This is a genomic window from Streptomyces sp. NPDC093097 (assembly GCF_044754325.1).
In the GTDB taxonomy this organism is placed as follows: domain Bacteria; phylum Actinomycetota; class Actinomycetes; order Streptomycetales; family Streptomycetaceae; genus Streptomyces.
The window spans coordinates 1-7,779 of record NZ_JBIVOW010000052.1 but is presented as its reverse complement, the minus strand read 5'-3'; the positions used below and the strand labels follow the sequence as shown (position 1 = coordinate 7,779).

General features: G+C 68.0%; 11 protein-coding genes and 1 pseudogene. 6 read left to right on the top strand and 6 right to left on the bottom strand.

Annotated features, from left to right (window positions below; translation table 11 throughout):
• Positions 1-183: 183 nt before the first annotated feature.
• Positions 184-405, bottom strand: a complete 222-nt coding sequence (locus tag ACIQE0_RS38595) for a hypothetical protein (RefSeq protein WP_402341040.1) — start codon at positions 403-405, stop codon at positions 184-186.
• A 53-nt stretch (positions 406-458) separates the two neighbouring features.
• Between ACIQE0_RS38595 and ACIQE0_RS38590 the strand changes: the two genes are divergently transcribed.
• The 3 genes and pseudogenes from ACIQE0_RS38590 to ACIQE0_RS38580 form a co-directional block, all read left to right on the top strand.
• Positions 459-821 carry a hypothetical protein gene (locus ACIQE0_RS38590; protein WP_402341037.1) on the top strand — a complete coding sequence of 121 codons (363 nt, stop codon included), beginning with the start codon at positions 459-461 and terminating at the stop codon, positions 819-821.
• Positions 822-927: 106 nt separating this feature from the next.
• Positions 928-1,287 carry a PadR family transcriptional regulator gene (locus ACIQE0_RS38585; RefSeq protein WP_402341034.1) on the top strand — a complete coding sequence of 120 codons (360 nt, stop codon included), beginning with the start codon at positions 928-930 and terminating at the stop codon, positions 1,285-1,287.
• Positions 1,288-1,295: 8 nt separating this feature from the next.
• A pseudogene (locus ACIQE0_RS38580) lies at positions 1,296-1,880 on the top strand (restriction endonuclease); the annotation flags it as partial.
• Here the strand turns inward: ACIQE0_RS38580 and ACIQE0_RS38575 are convergent.
• Positions 1,823-2,605: a DUF6002 family protein gene (locus ACIQE0_RS38575; RefSeq protein WP_402341031.1), complete on the bottom strand. Its 783-nt coding sequence runs from the start codon at positions 2,603-2,605 to the stop codon at positions 1,823-1,825. The pseudogene ACIQE0_RS38580 and the gene ACIQE0_RS38575 overlap by 58 nt on opposite strands.
• Before the next feature lie 49 nt (positions 2,606-2,654).
• The gene (locus ACIQE0_RS38570; RefSeq protein WP_402341024.1) at positions 2,655-3,341 is read right to left on the bottom strand and encodes an MFS transporter; all 687 of its coding nucleotides are present in this window, start codon (positions 3,339-3,341) and stop codon (positions 2,655-2,657) included.
• Between the two features lie 76 nt (positions 3,342-3,417).
• On the opposite strand from ACIQE0_RS38570, the gene ACIQE0_RS38565 reads away from it, so the two are divergent.
• A protein-coding gene (locus tag ACIQE0_RS38565) for an IS5 family transposase (RefSeq protein ID WP_402341021.1) occupies positions 3,418-4,319 on the top strand; the annotation gives its coding sequence in 2 pieces (ribosomal slippage) (positions 3,418-3,835 and positions 3,835-4,319; 903 coding nt in all).
• Here ACIQE0_RS38565 and ACIQE0_RS38560 read toward each other — a convergent pair.
• The 3 genes from ACIQE0_RS38560 to ACIQE0_RS38550 form a co-directional block, all read right to left on the bottom strand.
• Positions 4,303-4,956, bottom strand: coding sequence for a hypothetical protein (locus ACIQE0_RS38560; protein ID WP_402341018.1), 654 nt, complete (start codon positions 4,954-4,956; stop codon positions 4,303-4,305). The genes ACIQE0_RS38565 and ACIQE0_RS38560 overlap by 17 nt on opposite strands.
• Positions 4,957-5,018: 62 nt before the next feature.
• On the bottom strand, positions 5,019-5,189 hold the full coding sequence (locus ACIQE0_RS38555; RefSeq protein WP_402341014.1) for a hypothetical protein: 171 nt from the start codon (positions 5,187-5,189) through the stop codon (positions 5,019-5,021).
• Positions 5,190-5,332: 143 nt separating this feature from the next.
• Positions 5,333-5,974 (bottom strand): histidine phosphatase family protein, encoded by a 642-nt coding sequence (locus ACIQE0_RS38550; RefSeq protein WP_402341011.1) that lies wholly within the window; start codon positions 5,972-5,974, stop codon positions 5,333-5,335.
• Between the two features lie 129 nt (positions 5,975-6,103).
• On the opposite strand from ACIQE0_RS38550, the gene ACIQE0_RS38545 reads away from it, so the two are divergent.
• Complete coding sequence (locus ACIQE0_RS38545) at positions 6,104-6,505, top strand: hypothetical protein (RefSeq protein WP_402341008.1); 402 nt, start codon at positions 6,104-6,106, stop codon at positions 6,503-6,505.
• A complete protein-coding gene (locus ACIQE0_RS38540) occupies positions 6,499-7,353 on the top strand; it encodes an ATP/GTP-binding protein (protein ID WP_402341005.1) in 855 nt (284 codons plus the stop codon). The genes ACIQE0_RS38545 and ACIQE0_RS38540 overlap by 7 nt, the downstream gene beginning before the upstream one ends.
• Positions 7,354-7,779: the final 426 nt, after the last annotated feature.

The window sequence follows — 7,779 nt, the reverse complement described above, 5'->3', positions numbered from 1 at the left end:
GCCCGGGGAGTAGCGACGACATCCCGGGGCCCGCGGCAATGGATACCAGCCGGATCAACGAGGCTGAGGCCCCGCCGTCACGCGGTCGCCTGCTGAGGTTCCTCCAGCACCCTGGCGGCCTTCCGCACAGCTGGGGCGCGACGGGTGGGGGACGGTCGTAGCGCTGTACGGGTGCCCAGAGGCTCATGCGGGTGTTGGCGCCGGCGCCGGGCGCAGCGCCGTGAGTGGAGAGCGCCGGCCTTTCTCCACCGCGCGCAGCTCCTCCCAGTTGACTTCGGGGTGGGCGGGGATGATCGCGTCGACGGATGCGGTGGTGTAGAGCGTGACGGCGATGGCCCTGGCCCGGCTGGTGCCGAAGCGGACCTCGATCGACTGCGGGGAGCGGACCCAGCTGCGCCGCGCCATGTGATCGAAGTCGGCTTTACCGAGTGCAGAACAGTCCGAATCGACTCTGGCCTGTGGCAACGCGTCGCGTACGGGTCCGTAACGTTGCGGCCAACCGCATTGAGAAAGTGCTGCTCGACGCGCCCGCGCTCCGCCAAGGCCCCATCTGGGCCGAGCACGCCGAGCGCACCGGGATCTTCATCGGCCAGCTCGGCACCACCCGCAAAACCGAACGCACCCGGCTCCAGGCCTACTACGACCGCGCCCTCCGCGTCGTCGCCGAGATCGACGTCGCCAACACCACGGACGAGGAGCGGCTCCAGATCTATGCGACCGCCCTCAGCCTCCTGACCTTGGAGCATGCCGCTCTGTCCGGTCAGGACGCAGAGGCGGCCAAGGTCCGAGTGCTTCCCCGGCGGCCAGAACGATTCCCCTGAGCTTCGGCTCAGGCCCCCAACACGGCTAGCAACCAACGAAGTTCAGCGAGGCCGATGCTGAGAATATCTTTGACGGCCCTAACTCTCTATATGTAGAGTTAGAGTGATGAAAACTCCGTTCCGTATCACGTCTGCGACGTTGGACGTGCTGGAAGCGTTCCTGGTGACTGGCGAAGACCTGCACGGATTCGCAGTCGCGCGAGCTGCGGGCAAGCCGACCGGCAGTATCTATCCCATCCTCGCGAGGATGGAGGAAGCGGGCTGGCTGGAGAGCCGATGGGAGTCGGAGCACCCGGAATCTGGTCGGCCTCGCCGACGGTTCTACAAGTTGACTCCCGACGGAATGGCCTCCGCACGAGCTGTCGTGCTTGAGCGGCGAGGGCAGTTGCCGACACCAGTGCCAGTAGTCGGCCAGTCGCCCCGTCCCGCCTTCGGCTTCACGTTCCGCTGGGAGGCGGCTCGGTGATCGCTCAGATGCTTCTGACGGTCATCCTTGGCCTGCTCGTCAATGAGATGTGTGACGTCTCCTCATATCTTGCGCGGCTGCTGCTGCGGTGGGCCGCACGGCGCATTCCGGGCGAAGGAAACACCGAGCGATACGAGGAAGAATGGCTGGCTCTGCTGGAGGAGCGGCCGGGCAAGGTCCTCAAGCTGGCCTTCGCGTCATGGATGGTGATCCGGTCTACGTTCACCATGCGGAGGATCTATCGGCGTCGCGAGGCACGGGTGCAGGAGGCGCCGGAGCGGGGGGCAGTCTCCGAGTCGATTCGCTCCATCGATTCCCTCAGCCCGTCTGAGTTCGGGGCGATGGCGGCGGCCCTGGTCCTCCGAGACGGGTTCGGGGCGGCGAGATACGTCGACGGGCCGAATGATATGGGGGTCGACGTGATCACCACCACGCCGGACGGCCGGACGATCGGCTTTCAATGCAAGAAGTTCCGCAATCCGGAAAGGGGTGGTGTTGGTACAGCGGACGTCCTTAAGCTTGTTCATTACCGGCATCACCGGGACGCCGATGAGCTCGTTGTTATCACCAATGGGTCCGTCCCTCCATCGACGCGCGATTTTGCCGATGCCCACGGGATCCACACCATTGACGGGGAGGCACTCCAGCGGTGGCGGAACGGGGGCGGATCCCTGGATGAGATCCTCATGCGCTGACGAACATCACCGACGCCGGCCTGAGCAACACTGCTGTTGCCCAGGCCGGCGTCGTCGATCCGCTGATGACGGGAACCGTCGGCGGCGTGCTCCTGCCGATCACCTCGGCCCGGGGCGTGGGCCTGTACTTCTGCCGCGGCCAGTGCCGCGTCGTCGCAGAGTGGGGAGGACCAGAGCTTCGCACGGGCCTCGTTGGGTACCAGGGCCACGATGCGCAGCTGGTCGGGTGTGGTGAGCCCGGTCCGGTAGGCACGCAGGACCGCGTCGCGCAGCGCAGTGGCCTTGTTCGCGGACGACGGCGTGAGGATCAGCACCGGTTCCCCGGTCGTCTCGGTGTGCCGCACGGCCCGGGCGACGATGACGTGTGAGGCGAGGGTCTTGACCGTACGAGTGGCCGGGTTGGCCATAAGGTCGAGCAGGACGAGCCCCGTGCGGCCGACCGTGCCGAGCGGCGCGAAGCGCATGGCCATGACGTCGAGGTACTCCGTCAACCGCGGGCTGTCGTCTGGAAGTTCGAAGGCCGGCTCGAAGCCGGATATCGGCTCTCGCTCGGCTGCCGTGCGGGCCAGGGCTTGCCGCAGGAACGCGCCGTACTCGGCGAGGACGTCCGTCGGGTCGGCCATGGAGGGTGCAACACTGGTGGTCATGCTGCTCCTTGCTCGGGTGTGAGGGTTACGCGCAGGGCTCGCACCCCGCCTTGATGATGCGGCGGCTGATGAGGGCGATCAGGAGGCCGAGGACCCCGAACGCGGCCGGAACGATGTATCCGCGGTCGGCGCCGAATGCGTCGATTACCCAGCCGCCGGCAGTGGAGCCGAGGGTCATACCGAAGCCGGTGCCGCCCGAAGACCAGGCGATGCCCTCGGTCAGGGAAGTTTCGGGTACTACACGCTGGATGACCTCGATGGCGATGATCATGGCCCAGGACATGGAGACGCCTGCGAGGATCAGCAGCGGGGTGAGCGTGAGCAGGTCCCCCGCCAGCGTCAGGGGCAGCAGTCCGAGGGCGAAGGCCGCAACGGCCAAGGGGAACCGGCGGTGCAGCGGTATGCGGATCGTGAGGGCTCCATAGACCAGGCCGGAGACCAGGCTGCTGACGCCCCAGATGGCGAGCAGGAGCCCGCTCGCGCCGCGACTGCCGTTGGCGCTGGCAAAGCCGACCGTGACGATCTCCATGGACCCAAAGACCCCGCCGATGCCGAGCATGACCACGAACACCGCCTGCATGGCGGGCAGTCGCATGACCCAGGGCGAGCGTTCGGCTCCGGCCTTCGCCGTGGGCTCGGGCTGCGTGGAGCGCTGCACGGCCAGCGAAAGGCTGCCGAGCACTGCGCAGCTCAGGACGGCGGCCAGCCCCACTAGGGCGTGTATCGGAAGTGGATCTTGAGGTGAGATGATCTTGCTTCGTGGCACGTGGAGATCTGACGGATGCGCAGTGGGCCCGCCTGGAGCCGCTGTTGCCCAAGGGCAAGAAACACTGACGGATGCGCAGTGGGCCCGCCTGGAGCCGCTGTTGCCCAAGGGCAAGAAACCAGGCCGTCCGCCGATATGGACCAGGCGGCAGCTGATCGACGGCATACGGTTTCGCACCCGCACCGGCGTCCCGTGGCGGGACGTCCCGGAGCGATACGGCCCGTGGGCCCGCTCGTACGACCTGTTCCGCCGCTGGCAGCGGGACGGCACCTGGCAGCGGATCTTCGTCGAACTGCAGGCCCAGGCCGATGCGAAGGAGCTCATCACCTGGGACCTCAACATCGACTCGACCGTGTGCCGGGCCCACCAGCACGCCGCCGGGGCGCGGAAAAAGGGGACCTGCAGGTTGAGCCGCCCGGCGGCGTCACCGTCGAACCGGACGACCACGGTCTCGGACGCTCTCGCGGCGGTCTGACCACCAAGCTCCACTTGGCCGTCGAACAGGGGCAGAAGCCCATGTCCGTCGTGATCACCGCCGGACAGCGTGGCGACTCCCCACAGTTCGAGCCGGTCTTGAAGAAGGTCCGCGTCGCCCGCCTGGGTGCCGGCCGGCCGCGGACCCGCCCTGACCGGGTCCGCGCCGACAAGGCGTACGCCTCCCGCAAGAACCGTGCCTACCTGCGACGACGTGGTATCCGCTGCACCATTCCGGACAAGGTCGACCAGGCACGCAACCGCAAGAAGCTCGGCTCGCGCGGCGGGCGACCGCCGAAGTTCGACGCCGAGGACTACAAGGCCCGGCACGCGGTCGAGTGCGGCATCAATCGCCTCAAACGCCACAGAGCCGTGGCCACGAGATACGACAAGCTCGCGGTCCGCTACGAGGCGACTGTCCTCGTCGCTGCCATCAACGAGTGGCTGTGACCAGCACATTCGATACACGCCCTAGAGGGCCGATACCAGTGGCCAGGGCGGTGACCAGGACGGGGCCGACGGTGTAGACGGCTTCCTCGGTCGCACCCTCCAGGGCGTAGCTGGTGCGCAGCCGGTCGCTGCTGTGGTACATCTTCGTCCAGCGGGCCCGTACGAGGGAGCCCACCAGCGGCAGGGACGCGCCCGCCACCACCGCCAGTGGATAGAGCAGCCAGGTGGGCCAGTTGCCGGAGATCGCGGCGATGATCAGCCCCATCGCAGTGCCGAAGGTCAGCGCGACGGGCGGCAGGACACGTGCCTGTCCGTAGCGGTCGTGCAGCCGGCCGATTTGCGGGCCCCCGACCGCCGTGGCAAGCCCGAGGACGCCGGCGACGGAGCCGGCCAGTGAGTAGCTGTTCCCCCTGGCGGTGAGTGCCAGCACCGTACCGAGCCCGGCCATTCCGACAGTGAGCCGGGCGACGAAGCCCGCCGCCACGAACCGCAAAGGCCCTGGCCCCTCGAACAGCTCGGCGTAGCGGGTTAATGGGCCGAGCGGTGTGCGGCGGCGGCCTGCGGCCGCCGCAGGGGCCGGGCTGGTGGGCGTCGGGGGTGCGTCCGCCTGTGCTTGCAGTTCGTGGTCAGCGGTCATCTCGTCCGTCCTCGTCCTTGCGGGTCAGCCCCGGGTGGGGCGCGGGAGTAGCTGATGGGACGTCATGTCTCGTAGCCCCAGCCTAGAAGCGACCCTTGCGTCACGTTGACTACTTCGGTGTCGACGGCGGCCCGCACCATGACGCCCGACCACTGGGAGCCGAACCGGTAGAGCCCCAACACGCTGACGCTGCACACCGGTTCAGGGACGTCCAGCGGATTGGCTTCGTTCACTTTTAGCAGCAGCGTTTGTCCGGCACTTTGGGCAGCAGATGGAGATCGACGGGCTCGGGAGTGTTCACGAGAAATGACGTCAGTGCATGGGACGGCCTGCCGCCCGTCAGGGCGGCGGGCCATCCAAGCGGGCTAGGTTGAGGTCAACCAGCTTTGACGGAGTCGAGATGATGGGTGTCACCGAGGCTGACGACTTGGCGGTTGTGGAAGAAGTCGTCTTCGCGCAGTGTGGTGATGCTGCCGGAGGGGGCCTGGAAACTGGCGTATCCGGCCGACTCGATCGGCATCTTGATCCAGGACGCCACGACGAACGTCAGCGAGCCGCCGTGCGTCACGATGATCTGGTGCTCGCAAGGGTTCTGCAGGATCTCGTCCATGGCCGCGTAGATGCGTTGCGCCCACACCGCCTTGGTCTCTGCGCCCTGCACGCCCTCGTCGTGGTCCATCCGTTCCCCAACAGCCGGCGGCGGGACGAACCGCCGGTCGAGCCACTCCTGCGGCCTTCCTCCTGCCTCACCGTAGGACTTCTCCCGCAGCCTGCGATCCAGGACCGGCTTCACGCCGAACAGTCCGGCGACCTCATCGGCCGTCCGTAGGGTGCGCCGCAGATCCGAGGAGAACAGCTCCACCTCGGCGCCGTTCGGGATCTGGGCCCGCAGCGACTGGGCGATGGAGAGCGCCGCACGGATGCCTGAGGGCGTCAACTGCGAGTCATGCCATCCGCCGACGACCCCCTCGACGTGGTGCGTCGCCTCGGGATGGGTGACGACGTAAAGAGTGCGCATGAGTGCGTGCCCTCCTGTAGGTAGCGACCTGCCTGGGTGCAGGCCGCAACTATGGAAGAGACAGTTCAGAACCCTCAAGCGGGTTCTTCGGCGCGTGCGCGGGATCCCGGGCAGGCGGAGAAGGCGGCCGTGCTCGTCGCGTACCGCTCGATGTGGGCTGAGCAGATGAAGGCGTACGGCAAGGCAGACGACAAAGGCACCGACCTGAAGAAGTACGCGGCGCTCAACGCGCTCAGCAAGCTCGAGGTCGACCTGGCCCAGATGAAGTCGGTTGGCACGGTCGGCACCGGCGAAGTCGGCCACACGCCCAAGGTGACCGCGCTGGACGCGGGCGGGAAGCTGCCCAAGGCCACCATCCAGGACTGCATCGACCTCTCACGGTGGAAGGCAGTCCGGACCAAGACGGGCCAGCCGGTCCCGCTCCCGACGAACCAGCCGCGCCGGTACGTGGCGACGGCGTCGGCCGAGAAGTGGAAGGGCGGCCGGTGGATGGTGACCGACTACTCGCCGGACGGGACGCACCCGTGCTGAGGCGCGCCGCGGCCGCCGCGCTGCTCCTGGCGGGCGTCTGCACCCCCGTCGCGTACGCGGACGAGAAGGGCAGCGGGGTGTGCGACACCTCCGGCCTCCTGGTGACCGTCTGCGCCGAGGACGGCAGCAACAGCGCGGGCGAGGCCGGCAAAGGAGATGACAAGCCCGCCAGCACGACGGACCGTGGGAGCGGTGGAACGTCGAGGCCGGCATGCACCTACGACAAGGCCGACCCGCAGCCCCCGCCGGAGAACCTGGCCTGGGAGGGCCACAGCCCCAAGGACGGTGCGCTCTACCGCGTGATGTGCCCGGAAACGGGGCGCATCGGCGTCCTCTTCGTCCCGAAGGGCGGCAACCCAGCCCAGCCGGCGGTCGATCCGGAAACGGTCGCACGCCGCGCGGTGGAGTCCATGAAGCTGACCGGTCCGGACATTGGGATCGTGCCGAAGCCGAGTGGCCGGGGGTTGGTTGGTATGCCGGTGTGGATGTGGACGGCGAAGTCGCCGGAGACCTACGGGCCGAACCGTGCCTCGGCGACGGCGGGGGCGACGACGGTGACCGCGACGGCGAGGGTGACCCAGATCGTGTGGACCATGGGTGATGGACAGTCCGTCACGTGCACCACGGCCGGTACCCCCTACAAACCCTCCTACGGCAAGGCGACGTCGCCGGACTGCGGCTACCTCTACCGGCACCCGTCCAACGACCAGCCGGGTGGCAAGTACACGGTGACCGCGACCTCGACGTGGACCATCGAGTGGGCCGGCGCCGGGCAGTCCGGGCAGCTGACCCAGACCCGCCAGTCCCGCACCGCAATCGCCGTCGGGGAACTCCACGTCCTCAACTAACGAGGCCTGCCCAGCTCTAGACGGGAGGCATGCCCAGCCCCGGCAAGAGCTGGGCAGGCCCCTGCCGGGGGTAAGCGGGTCGGCCTCGGTGGGATAAGCGGGCTCCGTGACCGCCGCGCCGGGGCGTGCCCAGGCCCGCGACCGGGGCTTGCCGGTCGGCGGCGGGGCTTGTCGAGTATCCGCCCGCGGCCCGCTTTCGCGCGCCGACGCCTCTCTCCGCGGTAGTCGGAGAGAGGCGTCGGCGCTGCTGCTGCCGTGGCACGAGTGCCTCCCGAACTCGTCGACGGCCGCGTCTGGTGGTCTGCGCGGGAGTTTCAGTAGCGCTTCGTCGTTTGGATGTCAGCGGAATGCGTCCATGCTGGGGCGTGGTTCATCCTTGACCTATGGCAGTCTGGGGTGCTGTGGTGGATGGTGTGGCGACTCCCG